The 18,852-nt window shown below is 59.6% G+C and carries 8 protein-coding genes; 1 reads left to right on the top strand and 7 read right to left on the bottom strand.

Annotated elements, in window-relative coordinates:
* Positions 1-5: 5 nt before the first annotated feature.
* Positions 6-1,682, bottom strand: coding sequence for a DUF885 family protein (locus ACIX9_RS20115; RefSeq protein WP_013572928.1), 1,677 nt, complete (start codon positions 1,680-1,682; stop codon positions 6-8).
* A 485-nt stretch (positions 1,683-2,167) separates the two neighbouring features.
* Between ACIX9_RS20115 and ACIX9_RS20110 the strand changes: the two genes are divergently transcribed.
* Positions 2,168-5,890, top strand: coding sequence for a TonB-dependent receptor (locus ACIX9_RS20110; RefSeq protein ID WP_013572927.1), 3,723 nt, complete (start codon positions 2,168-2,170; stop codon positions 5,888-5,890).
* A 181-nt stretch (positions 5,891-6,071) separates the two neighbouring features.
* Here the strand turns inward: ACIX9_RS20110 and ACIX9_RS20105 are convergent, their stop codons facing one another.
* The 6 genes from ACIX9_RS20105 to ACIX9_RS20080 form a co-directional block, all read right to left on the bottom strand.
* The gene (locus ACIX9_RS20105) at positions 6,072-8,318 is read right to left on the bottom strand and encodes a CheW domain-containing protein (RefSeq protein ID WP_013572926.1); all 2,247 of its coding nucleotides are present in this window, start codon (positions 8,316-8,318) and stop codon (positions 6,072-6,074) included.
* 9 nt (positions 8,319-8,327) lie between these two features.
* On the bottom strand, positions 8,328-10,892 hold the full coding sequence (locus ACIX9_RS20100; RefSeq protein WP_157478170.1) for a DPP IV N-terminal domain-containing protein: 2,565 nt from the start codon (positions 10,890-10,892) through the stop codon (positions 8,328-8,330).
* 721 nt (positions 10,893-11,613) lie between these two features.
* Complete coding sequence (locus ACIX9_RS26070; RefSeq protein ID WP_013572924.1) at positions 11,614-11,766, bottom strand: hypothetical protein; 153 nt, start codon at positions 11,764-11,766, stop codon at positions 11,614-11,616.
* 203 nt (positions 11,767-11,969) lie between these two features.
* The gene (locus ACIX9_RS20090) at positions 11,970-13,898 is read right to left on the bottom strand and encodes a putative bifunctional diguanylate cyclase/phosphodiesterase (protein WP_013572923.1); all 1,929 of its coding nucleotides are present in this window, start codon (positions 13,896-13,898) and stop codon (positions 11,970-11,972) included.
* 275 nt (positions 13,899-14,173) lie between these two features.
* Complete coding sequence (locus ACIX9_RS20085) at positions 14,174-15,304, bottom strand: endo-1,4-beta-xylanase (RefSeq protein WP_013572922.1); 1,131 nt, start codon at positions 15,302-15,304, stop codon at positions 14,174-14,176.
* A gap of 46 nt (positions 15,305-15,350) precedes the next feature.
* The gene (locus tag ACIX9_RS20080; RefSeq protein ID WP_013572921.1) at positions 15,351-18,839 is read right to left on the bottom strand and encodes a TonB-dependent receptor; all 3,489 of its coding nucleotides are present in this window, start codon (positions 18,837-18,839) and stop codon (positions 15,351-15,353) included.
* Positions 18,840-18,852: the final 13 nt, after the last annotated feature.

Genomic DNA, 18,852 nt, shown 5'->3' with positions numbered 1-18,852 from the left:
ACAATCTACTGAAGCTTCAACGCCGGAACCTCGCTCGCATCCCCCAGCAACTCCCAACGTTGCAGGGACAGCGGCACATTCCCATTCGCCCACACAAAATCATGAAACGTCAGCAGCAAGAACGCACTCCCCTGCTTCAACCGCGCATCAGCCAGCAGCTTCATGATCTGCAGTTTACCAATCTGATACGTGATCGCCTGCCCAGGCGCCGAAGCAAACAGCGCCACCTCACCCCGCGCCGTCCCCATACTCATCGGCACCGTCTTCGACAGATAATCCATCGCCTGCGCCGGCGTAAACTCACCCAGCGCCAGCTTCACATCCACGCCCACCCGCAACGACCGCAGCTTCATGAAGTTATAGATCAACTGCCGCGTCCTCGGCTCCTGGTCGAATAGCCCAGCCACCATCATCATCTCTTCCGAATAAAACCCGATCCCCTCATTCGGCCCCGAGTCATAGTAGTGTCGCCGGATCGCATCCGCGTTCGCAAAGTCCAGCGACTCCTGAAAGTAGTGCCCCGGCACGCCTTCATGCAAAATGATCGGCCGCGGATCGAGCGAAGTCGCAAAGAACCCCTGCGGCCCCGGCTTCGGCGCAGAAATATAACTCGTCCCATTCTGCGTCAGCCGCGTCGGCGACGTCAGATCGTCCGCCGGCCCCATCCCCTGCAGCGGCTTCACATAAGCCGGCACTTCAAAGTTTCGGTAATGCATCATCCATTTAGGAACCGTAAGTATATGGTGACTCTCCATATACGCACGGATCGCCACCTCATCCCGTTCCTCCCGCTGCATCTGCTCGTCCACGCTCTTGAACACCGGCAGCGGAGCCAACTCTCCATTACGCGCCGCCTCATACGCCGAGAACGCCATCGTCCGATCCAGTTCCTGCCGGCTCATCAGCACCATCTCCTCCGGCGTATAAGGAACCAGCGCCACCTGCCGCAGGAAGTAGAGATAGTTCTCCCGCCCGATCGCCGTCTCCTGCTTCAGTCCCTTCTGCACCAGCAACCACGCCCTGTATTCCTCCAGAGCCTTTACCGCCCCCGGCAGCGCAGCCTCCAGAGCCCGCCGATGCTCCGCATCCAGCTTCGGCTTCACCTCCGTCACTACCGTACCCAGCCGCTCGCCGATCCTATCCAGATCCCCCGTCGCCAGGTCCACAAACGGCTGCCGCATATCCGTCAGATTCGCCTTCGCCGCCTTCACCGTCTCTGGAAACGAACGCATCCTTGCCACCAGCACACTCTGCCGTTCCACCTCGAACGGCGGCGGCGGCAGCAGTGGCAGGTAGATCGCACCCAGCGTCTGATCGACATAAAAGCTCGGATCGCGTTGCCACCGCTTGTCGATATCCAGCTCCCAATGCACCCTCGCCAACGCCGACCCCATCAGCCGGTAGTCCACCAGTCGCGCCACCGGAGCCGACGCATCCGCCAGCCGCGCAAACCGCACCTCAAACCCCGCCAACTCCAACCGGTCCCGCTCGATCGCAGCGGGCGACCAGTCGATCTTCATATCCGCCGGCCGGTCGATCCGCGGAATATCATCCGCGCTGAACGGCTGCTCCCGCGCCCGCCAAGCCCAGAACTCCTTCGCAAAATCCTGCAGCGTCTCGGCCTTGCACTCGGTGCAGAAAATCAGCAGGAGAAGTCCCGCAACCACTCGTAGACCTTGCATGCAATTGGAAGTCCTTTGGAGAAAGTAAGCAGCGTGTGTCCATGTATACACCAACGTACACAGCTGCTTTTGACAGCCGGCAAAATTCCCAGATGCCCAGCCTGCGTATTCAATAAAGTATGGGTGCTACTGGAATTCGAATGATGAAGATGTTCCATATGCGCCCCCGTCGACCCGAATCGCTCTCCCTGATCACCCCTCACCCTTCGCTTCATCGCCCGCTCAACTTACGGACCCGCTCCATCGACGCTGAACGAAAAAGTACGAAGCACTCGAAAAAAGATGGACACATCGCAATATTCCTAATAAATTCAACTTACTTCCTGATTTCAAAACCACCGCTCCAGCTTCACGCCGATCTCCAGGATCGGAGGATAAGCCTCCATCTTGGCGCATCTGCTGTCGGTTATCTGTCGTCGCAATTTCTTACAAATACAAAATAGAGTACATGCGAGAATACGCAAGATAAAAAGAAAGGCCACGATATGCTCCGGAAACTGACCCTTACCCTCCTCGCGTTCGCCACCATGTTCCTCGCAGCCACCCCTCCAGCAGGCGCGCAAGCCACCACCACCGGCAATCTCGCAGGAACCGTGACCGACCCCTCCGGCGCAGCCATACCCAACGCCAAACTCATCATCTCCGACCCCGCCACCGGCTCCCGCAACACCCAGACCACCAACTCCGTCGGCGCGTACACCTTCTCGGATCTCCAGGTCGGCACCTACATCCTCTCCACCACCTACCCCGGCTTTGCCACCACGGTCACCAAAGACATCGGCATCGAGACCGGCCGAAGCATCAACCTCAACGTCGCCCTCGTCCTCGGAGCCGCCAACACGGAGGTCGAGGTCATCTCCGGCAGTGAAGTCCTCGAGACCACCACCAACACCCTCGCCGCAACCATCAAGCCCGACGCCGTACAGGACCTGCCCCTCAACGGTCGCGACGCCTCCAGCCTCACCCAGCTCGCCCCCGGCTCCCAAAGCGCCGGCGACGCACGCTACGCCACCTTCAACGCCCTCCCCGCAGCCGCCATCAACATCACCGTAGACGGCATGAACAGCAACTTCCAGAAGTTCCGCACCAGCACCTCCGGCAACTACTCCCCCTCCCCCGTTCGCCTCGGAGCCGTGGAAGAGATCTCCGTCTCCACCTCCAGCCTGACCGCGGATGCTGGCGCGGAAGGCTCAGTCGCCCTTCGTTATCAGATCAAACGCGGCACCAACAAGTATCACGGCAGCGCCTTTTGGCAGTACTCCAGCAGCTTACTCAACGCCAACAGCTATGGCAACGACGCAGCCGGAATCGCCAAGACCAAAACCCACACCAACGATGAAGGCGGCAACATCGGCGGCCCCATCTGGAAGAACAAGGTCTTCTTCTTCTCCAACTACGAGCAAAACTTCGCCAACGGCAAAACCCAGGTAACTGCCTACGCCCTCACCACCGCAGCCCAGGCCGGCAACATCACGTACACAGACTCCGCCAACGTCGTCCACCCCGTCAATGTCCTGAACGCCGCAGCTACCGCCGGTTTCAACTCCACCATCAACCCCCGTATCGCCAGTGAGCTCTCCCAGATCAACACCTACAACCAGGGCGCCGTCGCCAAGGCCACGCCTCTGCCGTATCAAAATCTTGAGAACTGGTCCTTCAACACCATCACCAAGAACGTCTACCCCACGGAGCGCATCGACTACCAGATCACCCCAACGCTCGACGCTCACATCGCCTACGACCTCTGGTGGCGCAGCCTGCCCGGCTCCCAGGTCTACGCCGGTGACCCCACCCACACCGAGTTCCGTTCCAGCTACTCCACCCTCACCTTCGGCACCGATTGGACCATCACCCCACACATCGTCAACCAGGTCAACCTCGGCCTCCTCAACGATCAGGAGCGCTACAACGTCACCGCCTCCTTCACTCCCTACGCCGCCATCAACAACATCCTCTACGCCAGCCCAACCTTCACCAACGGCGGTTCAGTCGCCGCGCCAACTCTCTATACCGCTGCGCTCCCGGAGCCCCGCAACAACCCCGTCCGCGACGTCTTCGATAACGTCACCTGGAACAAGGGCAAGCACACCTTCACCTTCGGCGGGGACCTGCGCAACTCCACCGCGCATGATCTCTCCATCTCCAACCCGCCCGTCAGCACCCTCGGCATATCCACTACGGACCCCGCCAACACCGGCCTCTTCAACCAAGCCAACTTCCCCGGCCTCATTACCAGCGGCAGCAGCACACCGGACCTCAATAACCTCAAGTCTCTCTATGCCACCCTCACCGGTCGCGTCAGTTCCATCGCCGGCTCCAACGCCTACGACACAGCATCCGGCAACTACAAGGTCCTCGGCGATCTTGTCATCAAGGAAGCCCAGACCGTAGGCGGTTTTTATTTCCAGGACTCCTGGCGTCCAACCTCGCATCTCGCCTTCAACTATGGCATGCGCTATCAGTTCTCCGGCACCACCCACAACACCAACAACATCTACACCAGCCCGACCATTGCAGACCTCTACGGCCCCTCCACCGGAGAGTTCGCACCCGGCTCACTCGGCGGCATCGCCAACCCTCAGATCTACCTCCGTCCCTCTACCTACTCCGCAGACCTCAACCAGCCCGCACCCAACGCCGGATTCGCCTGGAACCCCGGCTTTGATGGTGGAAAGATGGTCGTCCGCGGCGGTTTCTCCATCTCGCACTATGACGAAGGCTGGGGAGACTGGGAAGCAGCATCAAGCACCAACCCCGGCATCCGTCAGAGCGCCAGCATCCTCCCTGGGACCGGCACCGGCCAGTACACGCCCGGCTCCATCACCCTCGGCACCATCCCCACCCTCAACACCTCACCCGCAACCTTTGCCTTCCCGTTGCCTGAGTCCAACTTCACCTTCACCAACACCTTGTCAGCCATGGACCCCAAGATCCGCTCGCCTTACGTTGAAAGCTGGTACTTCGGCGTTCAGCACAAGCTCGGCTATAACACCGCCTTTGAAGCCAACTATGTCGGAAACCATGTCATCCACGCCTGGCAGACCTTCAACATCAATGAAGTCAACATCTATGAAAACGGCTTCCTCGCCGAGTTCCAGAAAGCTCAGGCAGATCTAGCCAAAAGTACAGGCGGAAATTCCTCCTTCTACGGCGCCGACCTCCCCATCCTCAACCAGGCCTTCGGAGGCGCAGCCGGAGCTGGTTTCAAGAACTCCACCTTCATCAACTACGTTCAATCAGGCCAGGCAGGCGCACTCGCCAACGCCATCGCCACCAACAGCACCTACTTCTGCAATCTCGTAGGCGGAGGAACCTTCGCCCCCTGCACGAAACTCGGATATGTCGGTGCCACAGCCTACCCCATCAACTTCTTCCAGGCCAATCCATACTCCTCTGGAACTGCAAGGCTCACCTCCGACCCCGGATCGTCGCAATACAATGGTCTTCAGACCCAGATCAAGCACCCCCCCGGACACGGTCTCACCCTCCAGGTCAACTACACCTATAGCCACGCCTTCAGCACTCGTTACACCACCACCTCGGACTCGGGGACCGTAGACTTCATCACCTTGCGCAACCTGCGCCTCAACCGCAACCCCGCTCCATCCGACATCCGCAACGCCCTCAAGGCCTACGCGGTCTACACCCTGCCCTTCTCCGGCCATAGCTACTTCATGAAGCAGGTCCTCAACAACTGGACCGTCTCACCCATCCTGACCTGGCAGTCCGGGAGAAACTTCAAACTGACCGGCGGCACCGCAACCGTCAACACCTCGGACTCCGGCCTCGTGCTCACGGGAATCAACGCCAAACAGCTCCAAAAATCGGTCGGCTACTATCCCGGCCCGAGCGTCTCCACCCCGCTTCTGCTGCTTAATCCGGCCGTCCTCACCAAGACCAATGGCGTCGCTCAGGTCGCCAGCGAATCCACCCCCGGCGTTATTGGTCAGCAGGTCTTCCTGACCGCTCCTCAGTTCGTCAACACGGACTTCTCCGTTTCAAAGATTCTCCCGGTCACCGAGTGGGTCAAGCTGAACTTCCAGGCTGAGATGCTCAACGTCTTCAACCATCCCAGCTTCACCTACGGACCCGGCAGCCCTGGCAACTCGGCCGCCATCAACACCAGCCCGGCGGTCATCGCATCCACCTCACCCGGAACCTCACCCGCATCCCGAGCCTTCCAGTTCCGCCTCGGGCTAGTCTTCTAGCCCAAGGCGCACCCGAAATAAAGTGCGTCCCATGATGCGGTCAAGTGCCCTGGAATGAAGACTTTGCAGATACACACCTAACAAAACAAAGACTTTATCTTGGCAGTCCAGACCTAAGTAACATCGAATGAAGACTTTGCATCATTTACGGGGGGGTGGGGGGTAACCCACCCCCCCTCATTTACTTCGGATCAGCCGTCATCGTGGACCGGTAACCGGTAGTCGTAGTCCAGTAATCCATCCACCGCTCCCGAATCCCATTCACCCGCTCGACAAGCAGCGGACTAGGCATCTTCCCATGCTCCACCACCACCACCATCCCGGTATTAAACCCCTTCTGCGCCGCATCCACAGCCGGCAGCCGAGGCCCTTCCACCGCAATCACATCCTGCACCGTCACCTTCGTCCGGTCTGCCTTGTAGATCGCATGATCATTCGCATCCTTACCCGCCGCCACCATATTCCGCAGAATAAAGAACTCCGGAACCTCCGCAGGCGAGATCATCCCCATCAGATACAGATCCAGATAAGACCAGCCCGTAGCAGGAACATAGTAGTCATCATCGAGCTGCGTAAACGTCCCGTCGAAGTTGTCCTGCCAGACTCCACCACCCATCGCAGAAGCCTCCGTAGGCCGCTGATACGGAAACGCCACCGGAGCCTGCAGGCCTTTGGCCCAGTGCGTCGGCCCAAGTTGGATCGTCTCCCCATTCACCTTGGCGGACACAAACGCAGACCACCGGTGCCCCATCTCATGCCCAATTTGCGACATCGCGTAGTCGTACGGCGGGATCTTCCCATTCGACGTCCGCTCCTCCAGTTGGTGCGAGTAGCTCACCAGGTTATGCGTATCCGCCTCCTTCAACCCATCCGGCGGATATTCCTGCATCTGGTTCGCCCCCACATACACCGGCTGGATGAACTGCCACTGAAACCGCCCCTGGCTGCAGTAGCTCGCCAGATTCCGCTGCTTGGCCCCAATCCCCGTCACCTCACCCCCCGCAGGCCCACCCCCCAGCGGCCCGGTACTGGAAGTCCCAGCCTCAGGATTATCGATCCTGAAATCCGAGTAATAGGCCAGCATGTCGTACTTATCCCCCAGCGCCTTGATCACCGAGCAAGTCAGATCGTTGGCACGCGGCGGCCTCATATAGTGAAACGACTCATAGGCCACCGCAAACGGTCCATCGCCCTTCTTCACCGTAGCCAGATCCACCGCAGGACTCCCAAGCCCCACCAGCTTCACCTCATGCGCCGCCACCTGGTCCACAGTCTTCCCAGCCGTCTGCACCCCAGCCGAAACATACACCGTATCGCCGCTCTTATACCCAGCCGGCAGAGTCCCCTGCAAAGAGATCGTATTACCGTCAATCTTCACGCCCGGAGCAATCCCCATCCCGGAAGCCACATACCTTGGAGTCGCCCCTTCTCTGCGTCCCCCACGCCCGCCGCCAGCTTGCACGGTCCACACAGCATCAGACTGACCGCCCACCGCACAGTCTCCAGTCGGCTTCTTCTTGTCGAGGCAGACTCGATATGTCACCCCCATCGCGGCAGGATCGTTCGCCGCCGGCACCGGCCCCTTCGTCTCCAGTGTCGCCTTCAACAAGAGTCCATCCACCGCGCTCAGCTTCACCTTCATCACATCCAGGTTCGGAGCGATCCCGCTCTTATCCTCCCCCGCAACCGACCCAATCTCCTTCTCAAACCCACCCGCCACCATCGGATAGATCCCAACGATCGCGTCCTGCGCATGCACCTCGTCGTACGTGAGATTGATCCGCCCATCCTTCCAAAGCACTGCCTGGAATTTGTTCACCGTAGGCGTCCACGTCATATCCTGCACCCCGCCCACCGGCTCCGTAAGGCTCCACGTCAACACCACCCGGTCCGCCAACTCCTTCACATACCGGGTCCCCGACATCCGCGGCTTGAAGAACACGCTGATCGCCGGAACCGTATTGATCAGCCCCGCCGCAGCCTGCGACAGCTCCGCAAACCGCTCAATCTCTATCCCACCCCCACGCCGTCCGCCTTCAGGAGCCAGCGGCGCCTCACTAAACGTCATCGACCCCGTCATCCCCACCGAGATCGAACTCCAGCTCTTCCCCGAAAAGGGAAACGCAAACTTCGTCAGCGTCGCCTCATTGCCATGAAGCTCTGGACCAAAATCCGCATCCCACTGCTCCGCCACGTTCTCCGCCCTGTACCGCACGCCATCAGGAGTAAACCGGATCGTACGATGTGCCAGGTTGAACAGATGATCCTTCCCCAGGACACCCTCATCCAGCGTCAGTACGATCAGGTTCCCTTGCGTCGTCACCGTCCCAAGCGAGTGCCCCGGCTCCTGCCGATACTGTGCCAGCCCAAAAGCCGGAACCATCAACACCGCTGCCTGCGCCAGAAGTCTTCCTCGTCCAAAGCTCATGTGCTCTCCTTAGTTTCCAGCAGCAGCATCGTCGGCAGGCAGTGAAACCTTGTTCCAGTCCGGAGGCTCGACCCCCAGCAGGTAATGCACAAAGTAATCATCCCGATAGTGCTCCGTCCCCAAGCTCGCAACCCCATGGTTCTGCCCCGGGATATAGATCATGTCGAAGTGCTTATGTGCCTTCACCAGCGCATTCACCACTTGCAAAGACGAAGCCGGATCCACATTACTGTCCATCTCACCAATCACGATCAACGCTCGCCCTTGCAACCGGTAAGCATTGTCCACATTGGAAGAAGCCGCATACTGCGGTCCCAGCGGCCACCCCATCCACTGCTCGTTCCACCACATCTTGTCCATCCGGTTGTCATGGCATCCGCTGTTCGTCACGACGACCTTATAGAACTCCGGATGGAACAGCACCCCACCCAGCGAGCTCTGCCCACCCGCCGAAGTCCCAAAGATCCCCACCCGCGATATGTCGTAGTACGGATACTTCGCCGCCGCAGCCTGATGCCACAGAATCCGGTCCGGAAAGCCCGCATCGCCCAGGTTCTTGAACGCCACATCATGGAACGCCTTCGAGCGATTGCTCGTCCCCATTCCATCGACATGCACCACGATGAACCCAAGCTCGGCCATCGCCTGATCCGGCGCGACAGCACTGAACGTCTTCGGCACAAACGACCCCTGCGGACCCGCATAGATGTTCTCGATCACCGGATACTTCTTCGCCGGATCGAAGTTCATCGGCCGCGTAATCGTCCCCCAGATATCCGTCTTTCCATCTCTCGCCTTCGCAACGAAAACCTCAGGGAACTTGAACCCAGCTGCCGTTAGCGCGGACGTATCACCCTTATCCAGGTCCATCACCACCTTCTGATCGTCCGCCTTCCGCAACTGCGCCACCGAAGCCAGGTCGATCCGCTGCCACGTATCCGTATAGAACTTGCGGTCATGCGAGAACGAAACCGTATGCGTCCCATCCGCATCCGTCATCTTCGTCAGGCCCTTCCCATCGAAGTTGATCCGATACAACTGCGTGAAGTAGGGATCCTGCCCCGGCACAATCCCGCCCGCATAAAACCAGATCTGCCCCTTGGCCTCATCGACGTGCTCAACCTCACGCACCAGCCAGTCACCCTTCGTAATCTGATTCTTCACCTTGCCGGTCACGCCGTCATATAGATAAAGGTGCTCCCATCCATCGCGTTCGGAGGCCCAGATAATCTCTTTGCCATCGTTGACGTCATACCGATACTTCCGTCCCGCCGAAAGCCCCGGTCCAAGATTGCTGTAATAGAAGAAGGTCTTCGTCTCCTCTGCAATCAGGGGCCTGGTCTGTGCCGTCTGTGCATTCACCTCGATCACCGTATAAGCCTGGTGCCCGCGCTGGTTGTACTCGAACGTAAACCCGCGTCCATCCTTCCACCACACCGGAGCGCTGATCGAATATGGATTCGGGAACAACCCATGATCGATCTCCGTCTCCTTCTTCGTCGCCACATCGAACAGCGCCGGATAAGCAATGTCCAGCGTATCGCCCGGCTTCGCGTAGTGGATCGTCGTGTGCTTTGGCTGGATCTGGTCCTTTGGAGAGGACTCGATATACGTGATCTCACGGTCATATCCAGGCCGCGTGTGGTAAGCCACAAGCTTCTTTGAGTCAGGCGACCAGGCCAGCGTCCGTAACGAGTAGTAGTTCCCCTCAGATCCATCGAAGCTCAATGGAACACCGTCTTCCTTTCCGCCCACCGGCTTCAGGAACACATTGAAGTTTTCAATGTAAGCCACCCACTTCCCATCGAACGAAGCACACGTCTCCGGAGCCTCTGCCGGCAACTGCCCAAGGAACTGCGAGCCCACACCCAACCTCGCCCCACCAGCGCCACCACGCACTTGCCCGCGCCCACGTCCCGCACCACCCTGCGGAACCTCCGCACAAGCATGCTGTACCCGATCGTAGTGCCCAGCATCGTTGGCCTGCGAAGCTGGCGGCTGATACTCCAGCCCATCCACAGGATCGCCCCCCGGACCCTCCGGACTGATCAGAGCCTCGTCCTCCGGACTCGCCCCACGCCCACCCCGCCCATCCTCCTCGGGAACCGGCCCCGTCTTGGCACACAAGTAGTCCGCCAACCCACACTTGTACAACGATCCACTCACTCCAAACTGAATCGCCTTCTCCCCATCGACAAATGTCAGCGGAGCGCTCATCGCCGCACCCGGCATCGGCCGTGCCGCACCCCCACGCCCCGTCATCGGCGCAAACGGCAGCATCAACGCCGTGTATGGATGATTCGTCGCCTTTGAGATCGCGCCCGCGAGCCTCTCCTGGTCGAACGCGGCCTTCTTCGTTCCAGCGTCCGCATCCACCAGCACGAACTCCGTCCCGCCCTTTACCGCCCGCGTGTACCAGAAGTGGTCCGTCTCTCCAATCCAGTTCGTCGGCCCCGGCGTGTTTACCACCAGCCCTTTCGCCTTCGCCTGCAACTCATGCCCACGCTGATAGTCGGCAAGCGTTCCCTGCCCCGAGAGCCCGGGGGTGGGGATACTCGCCCACATAGCAAACATCGCAAGAAATATGGGTTTGGATCCTTTGAAAGACGTACACATAATGACTCCTCAATGACGAATGATTTCGCAATAGTATACATAATCGTATTCAATCTAAAAATGATAAATATGTGCAAAATCTGAAAATAGGTCTTTCCACAAGGCTATGTACTTTGATTGCTCTTCAATGAAGAGCTGGCCGCCCTCATCTGCAGTAAAGGGGAGCGCTAAAGATCCAGCCGACTTCATTTGTATGTAAGAAATTTCTTTCGATCTGCTGATTGAGGCTTCCACATGTTCAAATCCGTTGTTCTCAAGTTGCGTTTATTCGATAGCCGTGCGCCAGCTCCGCAAGTACCGATTCAACGCCCGGGATCTTGCCAGACTATCTTGGAGTGGCGCTCGAGCAGAACCCGTCAACAATCATCGGTCGGCTTCTTCTTGCGCGCCTGGGGTAAGGGGAGCGGTCCCCCACCCTATCCGACGATGAACTGCCGTCTGAGGATGGGGCACCCTGTGTTCCTGCTTAGTTCGTGGAAAACGGCGTTTGACCAACTCTGTTGTTTTGGGGTGCGGAGGGCTCAGGTTGCCGGTAAGACGAATTGCTTTGGGTTCGGTTTTATCCGACTCACGCTTGAGAGGCCTCCGGTTCGTTGTGACTCGAGGAGATCTCAAGCTGAACGTCTTCGATCGCCAAGAGATGGAGGAGCTTTGCTTGGAGACGATGGGCCAGCGCGGGCTATATCTCGGCGGAGATTCGGATCTGGCTCTCGACCTCGCTTTGGGTGAAGACGAGAGATTGCATGAGCATGAGTTGCTGGTCGAAGAGCTGGAGTACACGCGCGAGGACACGCGGCTGCGGAGTGGCGAGGATCTGGTAGGTACATTGCACGGTGGGCTCCTTTCAGGGCAAGAGAAAAGCCGCCATCGCTTTCGCGTTTGGCGGCTCAGGGCAGCAGGGTCGCTGGCCTCTAAGGCGCGCCACGGCTGCTAATCGAAATGGTCTTACGGATTGAAAAAGGGAGGAGCATACCTGGCTGAAGTGTACCGCAGCTCCGGGGGGGGATGGTGGGGCAAGACTGTGGACGAGTGCGACTAGCTCGTGGAGAGATAATCGACCTTGGAGTAGGTTTCCAGGAGTTCCTTGGCGCGTTCTGAGGAGACGGCTTGTGAGATGTGGAAGCCCTGAATCTCGTCACAGCCCATTCCTCTAAGGAGCTCCAACTGCTCCCTGGTTTCGACTCCTTTTGCCACGACGGTGAGCCGGCGCATGTGGGCCATGCCGATGGCTGCGCCGATGCGTTCCGCGTAGTCGTCGGACTGCATCATGGCCCTGGTGACGCGGCGGTCGATCTTGAGGGTGTGGATGGGCAGGTCGGCCGGGTAGGTCCATGAGGATGGATCGATGGTGAAGTCGTCGATGGAAAGCTCTACGCCGTAGTTGCTGAGGAGACGCAGGGGGCCGGAGGTTTCGGGATAGTTCTGGGCGAGAACGTTCTCTGTCATCTCAAGGCAGAGATGCGCCGGCGGAAGGCCGGACTCGACGAGACAACGCAGGACGTTGCCGACGAAGGACTCGCTGGCGAGCTGGCGGGCTGAGACGTTGACGGACATCTTGACGAGCTTGTTGCCGGAGCGATGCCAGGCGGCGGCCTGGGCACAAGCCTCGCGGATGACCCACTCGCCGAGGGGAACGATGAGGCCGGTGTCTTCGGCGACGGGCAGGAAGTCGCTGAGAGGGATCTCGCCGTTGGCTCCGTCTTCCCAGCGCAGGAGCGCCTCAAAACCCAGCAGGACTGCATCGGCGCTGACGATGGGCTGATAGTGGAGCTTGAAGCTGCCCTGGTCGATGGCGCTGCGGAGGCGATACTCGATGCTCATCTCCTGCAGGGAGCGGGCCTTCATGCTTTCCTCAAAGACCAGGTAGCGGTTGCGGCCGGTGTTCTTCGCCTTATAGAGGGCGAGGTCCGCGCAGTGCAGAAGATCGGAGAGGGATGCGTTGACCTGATCGCGGGGGCAGATGCCGATGCTGACGCCGATCTGGATGATGTGTTCGCCGGAGAGGATGGGGAGTGTGAGGATGCTGACGATGCGAGAGGCTAGGAGCTCGACTGTCTGAAGGGAAGATGGGTTGTCGATGAGCGCGGCGAATTCGTCGCCACCGGTTCTGACGAGGAGGGTTTCTTCGCCGAGGATGTCCTTCATCCTTCGGCTGACTTCTACGAGGACGTGATCGCCGACACGGTGACCGAGGGTGTCGTTGACCTGCTTGAAGCGGTCAAGATCCATGACCATGAGGACGCGGTCTTCAGGCGAGGTGGCGTTGTTTTCTTCAAATGCTTTCTGGAGGAGCGCGCGGTTTGCGAGGCCGGTGAGGGAGTCGTGGAAGGAACGGAAGATGTGGTCGGCTTCACGCTGGGCGACGTCTTTGAGGTTCTGAATGCCTTTGGTGCAGGAGATGATGAGAAAGATATCGAAGAAGACGACCCAGAGGACGTGTTCAGAGAAGCGCCAGGCGCTGGCGTTGACGGTGCCGAAGATGGACACGGGGGCGAAGTAGCCGAAGAGAGAATGATGGAGGAGGGTGGTGACGGTGGCGGTGAGGAGGACTTGCCAGTCGAGGTAGAAGGCGAGGAATGCCAGCGAGCCGAAGATGTGGAAGTGGGTCTCGATGCGTCCGCCGGTGATGTGGATGAGGAGCGCGGACATGAGCAACTGACAGGCGGCGACGATGTGACGGGTGAAGCGGTCGCCCCTGAACTGGATGACCATGTAGACGGGGAAGAGGGTGATGAGGCCGCCGATGTAGATGGCGGCGATGAGGTGGGGATGAATCGAGGGGCTGGAGCCCTGCCAGGTCTGTGGGGAGATGATGTAGGCGGCGAGGATCGCGATGATCCACTGCATGCACATGATGAAGGCGATGCTGCGGTCTGTCCTGGCGCAGAGTTGCTTGTGCCGCTCCTCAAACAGGGTTCTGACCTCTTTGGGGCTGGCCTGATAGGTTTCTTGAGCGGCTGTCATGTGGAGGGTTCCCAACGTGGTGATACGGCACGAGCGAGTATTGGTGGCTGAGCAGAGGTTGGATCTCGCGGCCTCCAACCTCTGCAGACTCTGTAAGCCGGGAGGTCCGAATATGCTTCGGTAACTCAAGATAGCCGCGATGAAAGCTCAGGAGCCATTCCACGAACGATATGCAGCCAGTGTTCCAAACGGCACAGCGTTGGGTTGTTTCCTCGATCTACAATCCGCGCTGGCGTCTCCACGCGCGAACGGGCGGGATAGATGCCGATGGTTCTTCAGCCGCGGACCTGGTGCTGCAGGGGAGCGGTGCGAAAGCTTTGTGCGACTAAGGCCGCGTCAAGCTTGGGGAGGCCGCCGGGGGCGAAGAGCAAGGGATGCTGGGCGCTTGGGCCGGAGGTGGCTTCCGCTCCCGTTACCTTGACGATGTCCCAGGCTCCCCAGGTGATGACGACCGATACGGCGGTGGTTGAGAGGACGAGATCGAGGTAGCGCTTGTAGACGTCGGCGATGGCGCTGTCGCGTGCGAGGTCCGGTACGGTGAGGTGGCTGTCGTCGACATCGAGCTCGGTGACGAAGATTTCCAGGCCCAGGTCGCGGACCTCCTTGATGAAGGAAGGTAGGTCGCTGCCGAAGCTCTCTCCTGTGCCGGCGCGGAGATGAGACTGCATGCCTAGGGCTCGGACGGGGATGCCATGCTTTTTGAGATCGTGCAGCATGGTGAGGACGGCCTTGCGTTTGGCGCTGTCCGAGTGATTTTCGTACTCGAGGCCGTAGTCGTTGTAGGTGAGGATGGCGGCGGGATCGGCCTGGCTTGCGGCGTCGAAGGCGATGTCCAGGTATGCCGGACCGAGCTGCTGGAACCAGAAGGAGTTTCGCCAGCCGCCGGGTTGATTGTCCTTTAGCTGAATGGCCTCGTTGACGACGTCCCAGGAGTGGAGTTTTCCTTTGTAGCGGCCGGCTACCGTGGCGATGTGCTGGCGCAGGACTTCTTCCGCGTTTTGTTTAGTTACGTCATGGGTGACCCAGGCGGGCAGAGCGCGGTGCCAGCAGAAGGCGTGGCCTCTGATCTTCATGGCGTGCTGCTGGGCGAAGTCCAGGATGGCATCGGCCTGGGTGAAGGTGTAACGGTCAGGCTCCGGGTGGACTGCCTCCCATTTCATGGCGTTTTCCGGGGTGACGATGGTGCACTCGCGTGAGACGAGGGCGTCGTAGTCCTGGTTGCCGGAGAGCAGGCGGTAGTTCAGCGCGAAGCCGAAGGAGATGTTCTTTTCCTGGGCGAGGCGACCGAGTGGGGTCCATGGCTGTTTGTTGTCGCTGAGCGCGAGGAGTGGGGCGGGGAGCGCCGATCCGAGGAGACCGGCGCTTGCAGTTTGAAGAAAGGTGCGGCGATTTGGTTGAGGCTTCATGTACGGGATGCTTTCTCTTTTTTCTGGCTGTATGTGGTGAATGGCCCTAGAAGGTGAAGCGGGCGAGTGCCTGAAGTCTTCTGGTGGGGCGTGCGGCGGTGATTTCGCCAAAGGTTGAGCTGTTGACGAAGCTGGCAGCGGTGCCGACGGCCGTGACGGTGAGTGAGGTGCTGGGAGGAGAGAGGTTGGTGTGATTGAGGACGTTGAAGGCATCTACGCGGAATTGGAACTTGACCGCTTTGTAGACCGTGAACGACCTGGAGACGGATGCATCGAACTCAACCTCGCCGGGGGCGCGGATGGAGTCCCGAGGAACGTTGCCCAGGCCGGTTTCAACGATGCGGGTCCGAACGCCGTTGATGGTGGAGTAGATGGGGCCGGTGGGAGTGAGCGGGAAGGCTGTCTTGTCGATCGAAGGGTTATCCAGATATTGCAAGGCTGAGCCGTTGAGGGTGGTGTGGGCGAGCTTAAGACGCGAGCTATCTCCGTTGGGCCGTTGCTGTGAGGCGTTGGGGACCTCGTTGGTCTGAGTGATGTTGAGCGGCAGGCCGGTGTGGCCGTAGAAGATGGGCGAGATCACAATGTTGTGCAGCCACTTGGGTCCGGGAGTCGTGTACACGACCGCGATGTTCAGGGTGTGCTTGGTATCGAAGTTACTGACCGCGTAGTCCTGCCGCCGAAGGGCAGGGTCCGCGATGTACTGCGGGTTGGCCGTTCCATTGGGGACTCCGTTGGCAAAGATGCTGCTGCCATCATCCAGGCTCTTGGCGAAGGTGTAGTTGGAGAGGATGGCAAGCTGGGTGTTGAACTGACGGCGCAGGGTCACCTGGAGTCCGTTGTAATTGGAGTTGCCTACATCGTTGGTGACGGTGAAGCTGCCGAGGGTGGGGAAGGGTTTGGCGTTCTGCGTTGCGGTGGTGGTGTTGGTCTGGGTGACTGCGTCCGATAGACCGAACGGCACGATGTTGACCGGGATCACATACGGCAGGTGCAGGGCGTGGTTGCCTACGTAGTTGACCTCCAGGATGAGAGAGAGCGGCAGCCTGCGCTGAACGCCCAGGTTCCATTGCTGTACCAGCGATAGATGATTCAGTTGATTGAAGGAGACTCCGGAGATGGTGAAGGGGTTGGAGGCTGACGCGCCTACGAGCGCGGCAAATGGATTCTTCAGGTCGCGCGTGGCGTTCAGAGGGAAGCCCTGCGAGAGCGAGAAGGGCTGACCGACGGCGGTTCCAAGACTGTTGTACGAATCGACCACGTCGTAGCCGGGGAAGGCTACCTGTCCTCCGAGGTTCTGAAAGACGGTGCCGTAGAAGGTGCCGAATGCGGCGCGGATCACAGTCTTATCGTCAACGCTGAAAGCCAGGCCAAAACGCGGCGAGATGTCGATCTTGGGCGTGTTGATGTTGAGCGAGTTGGAGGCGTTGAGGCCGGCTGCAAGCAACTGGCCTGAGTTCGGATCAAAGCGGGTGTAGATGTTCTTGCTGACCGTCATGGGCGATTCATACTCGTAACGAAGGCCCGCGTTGATGGTGAGCCGCGGGGTGGCTCTCCAGTCGTCCTGCGCGAAGACGCCCAGGCTGTAGTTGCGACGGCCGGTCTCCGGCATGGGGAGCTGATAGTTGCCGGTGGTGATCTTGCCCAGGAGAAAGTCGGCAAGACCGGTGTTGGCGTTGCCCGTAGTCCCGTGATTGGTAAGGGTTCCGCTGAAGGCGAGCGTTCCTTCCGGATTGCCGGAGGGGTTGAAGGAGTTGAACTGATTCTTGCGCAGCGACGCGCCAAACTTCAAGGTATGCGGACCCACGGTCTTGGTTACCGAGCCGAAGGGGGTGAAGGTGTTGGTGGTATTCAGTTGATCGGTGTTGGTATCGGAGCCGATGTTGCTGAAGCCAGGGGAGGTCAGCTCCGGCATCTGATCGAGCGGCAGGGAGGCGATGCCGGTCTGCTGCTTGGCGTTCAGACCGGCTCCGGGTGGGTTGCGGATGACGACGTTGCGGAAGTAACCGAGGTTGAGGTCCATCACCAGCGAGGGGCTCCAGACGCGGGTGTAGTCGATCGACGGCAGCCACGCATTGCTGCAGGTGCAATCGAAGGTGGAATTGAGGAGCGGATTGTTGTAGTACACCGGGTTTGGCGCGGAGGAGTTGTAACGGTACAGATTCAGGCTGATGCGGTCGGCGGTCGTCATCTGCTGGTTCAGCCGGGCGACGAGACGGAGGGTATCGTTGACTGGCGCTTGTTGCGAGGTCCAGTTCCCGGTGTACCGGTTGTTGGTCGCGTCATAGGTGCCCGGGGTGTTGGGCAGAGGCAGAAGCGCTAAGATTCTGGCGGCCGCGGGATCGATGGGACTGATCTGGTTGTTGGTGAAGGCAGGAGAGTTTACGCCGGTTGGTTGAAAGATCCTTTGCGCTGTACGTGCTCTGCCGAGTGCGTCGGTGGTCGCAAGCGCGTTGGAGAGATCTCCGGTGCGCTGGGCGGCGGTTGGGACGGTGAGAGATAGCAGTGTTGGTGCATTGGAGATCGTGCGGTCGTAGTTCACGAAGAAGAATGTCTTGTTATGCCCGTCATAGAGATGCGGAATCCAGACGGGGCCGCCGAGCGAGCCGCCCGCCTGAAAGAACCGGTCGCGTGCGCGAGGAATCACCGCCCCGTTGACCAGCGTCAGCTTATTGAAGTAAGAGTTCGCGTTGAGTGCTTCGTTCTGGATCAGGAAGTAGGCGTTGCCGTGATAGACGTTCGTGCCGGAGATTGAGTTGGCGGTGACGACGCCGCCTGAGGTGCGCCCGTACTCAGCGGGGGCGTTTGAGGTGAAGATGCGTACCTGGTCGATACCGTCCGGCGAAGGCAGGGCGACGGGAGCGCCGGTGGAAGCGACGATCATCGAGACGCCGTTGAGGAGTATCTCTGAGTTGAGAGAGCGGCTGCCGTTGAACGAAATCGCGGAGGTTGAGGGGGTGTCTCCCGAGCCGCCGTGGGTGACGCCCGGGACGAGGGCGAAGAGATACTCGACCGTGCGACCGACGACGGGGATGTTCTGGACGTCTTCGGGGGAGATGGCGGTGGAGATATCGGAGGTGCTGGTTGCCAACTGTTCTCCCTTGGCCTGGACCGTGACGACCTCGGAGGTTGCTCCGATCTGCATGTTCACATCTACATTGGCGACCTGTGCGACGCTGGCGATGAGGTTGTCGATGACCGCAGCTTTGAGGCCGGTGGCCGTTACGGTGATCGTGTAGGTGCCGGGGATGACCTGCGGGGCGACGAAGACACCGGCTGAATCGGTGGGGCCGCGGAAGGCTGTGACGCCGGTGTTCTTTTCGACGATGACGACGGTGGCGTTAGGCACCAGGGCGCCGGCGGGGTCCAGCACCTGACCCCGGATAGTGGCGTTTGTGTTCTGCGCCAAGGCGGTTGCCGATCCAGCCAGGAGGATGGGCGTTGACAAGAGAGAGCCGAGCCCTAAGGTCAGCCCGGCTGCCTGTAGTTTGACTGAGCCGAATCGATGCTGCCGTACGTTTGAGACGATCTGCTTCACAAAACCTCCAAGG

Origin of the sequence: Granulicella tundricola MP5ACTX9 (genome assembly GCF_000178975.2) — a bacterium.
GTDB lineage: Bacteria > Acidobacteriota > Terriglobia > Terriglobales > Acidobacteriaceae > Edaphobacter > Edaphobacter tundricola.
Note: the sequence above shows the minus strand (reverse complement) of the source record. Positions and strands in the feature narration are given on the sequence as shown.

Coding starts and splice junctions, on each gene's coding strand:
- ACIX9_RS20115 (WP_013572928.1), bottom strand. CDS start 1,682: ATGCAAGGTCTACGAGTGGTTGCGGGACTTCTCCTGCTGATTTTCTGC.
- ACIX9_RS20110 (WP_013572927.1), top strand. CDS start 2,168: ATGCTCCGGAAACTGACCCTTACCCTCCTCGCGTTCGCCACCATGTTC.
- ACIX9_RS20105 (WP_013572926.1), bottom strand. CDS start 8,318: ATGAGCTTTGGACGAGGAAGACTTCTGGCGCAGGCAGCGGTGTTGATG.
- ACIX9_RS20100 (WP_157478170.1), bottom strand. CDS start 10,892: ATGTTTGCTATGTGGGCGAGTATCCCCACCCCCGGGCTCTCGGGGCAG.
- ACIX9_RS20090 (WP_013572923.1), bottom strand. CDS start 13,898: ATGACAGCCGCTCAAGAAACCTATCAGGCCAGCCCCAAAGAGGTCAGA.
- ACIX9_RS20085 (WP_013572922.1), bottom strand. CDS start 15,304: ATGAAGCCTCAACCAAATCGCCGCACCTTTCTTCAAACTGCAAGCGCC.